This is a genomic window from Actinocrinis puniceicyclus, assembly GCF_018283645.1.
GTDB lineage: Bacteria > Actinomycetota > Actinomycetes > Streptomycetales > Catenulisporaceae > Actinocrinis > Actinocrinis puniceicyclus.
This window is the reverse complement of record NZ_JAGSXH010000334.1, coordinates 1-1,172: the sequence shown is the minus strand read 5'-3', so window position 1 is coordinate 1,172 and position 1,172 is coordinate 1. Positions and strand designations below refer to the sequence as shown.

Here is a 1,172-nt window from a genome sequence, read left to right as displayed (position 1 = left end):
ACTAGTGTCTTGCTTCTAAAGTCCGTTTACTAAGTGTATGCTGGGCGTATGCCACGAACCGGACGGCCGCGGGCCGAGTTGGTGTTGAGTGCCGGGGAGCGCGCCCAGTTGGAGCGTTGGGCGCGCCGGGCCACCTCGTCGCAGGCTCTTGCGTTCAGGTCGCGGATCGTGCTGGCCTGCGCCGTGCCCGGCGCGACGAACTCGCAGGTGGCAGCCGATCTGGGCTGTTCGAAGCCGACAGTGGGAAAGTGGCGTGGCCGGTTCGTCGAACAGCGCCTCGACGGCTTGGCCGACGAACAGCGCTCCGGGCGCCCATCCTCGGTCACGCTGGACCGGGTCGAGGACGTAATCGTGGCGACCCTCGAGTCGAAACCGAAGAACGCCACGCACTGGTCGCAGTCCTTGATGGCCAGGAAGTCAGGCCTCTCCCGCTCGACGATCGGGCGGATCTGGAAGGACTTCGGCCTGCAGCCGCACCGCACCGACGGGTTCAAGCTGTCCACGGATCCGTTCTTCGTGGACAAAGTCGTCGACGTGGTCGGGCTCTACCACGACCCGCCGGAGCACGCGGTCGTGCTGTGCGTCGACGAAAAGTCGCAGATCCAGGCCCTGGACCGATCACAACCGGTACTGCCGATGATGCCCGGCATGCCCGAACGGCGCACCCACGACTACCAGCGCAACGGCATCACCTCTCTGTTCGCGGCGTTCAATATCGCCGACGGAACTGTCATCAGCGAACTGCACCGCAAGCACCGCGCCGTCGAGTTCCGCAAGTTCTTGACCACCATCGACAAGACCGTCCCCGAGGGCTTGGACGTCCACATCGTCGCGGACAACTACGGCACACATAAAACCCCTGCGATCAAAGCCTGGCTCGCCAAACACCCCAGGTTCCACATGCACTTCACACCCACGGGCAGCTCCTGGCTCAACCAGGTCGAGCGCTGGTTCGGCCACCTGACCGACCAAATGATCAGGCGCGGCGCGCACGGGAGCGTCCAGGCTCTGGAGCAGGACATCCGCACCTGGGCGAAGGCCTGGAACCAGGACCCGAAGCCCTTCGTGTGGAAGAAATCCGCCGAGGAGATCCTCGAATCCCTGGCCCGGTACCTACGGCGCGTCACGGGCGAAGACGCACGAGACCAACTTAGTAAACGAAATTTAGAAGC

General features: G+C 63.9%; 1 protein-coding gene. It reads left to right on the top strand.

The annotated features are described in order from the left end of the window. Window positions 1–48: 48 nt before the first annotated feature. Window positions 49–1,172, top strand: a 1,124-nt coding sequence (locus KGA66_RS29130; RefSeq protein ID WP_246508994.1) for an IS630 family transposase, incomplete at its 3' end; no start/stop codon positions are given.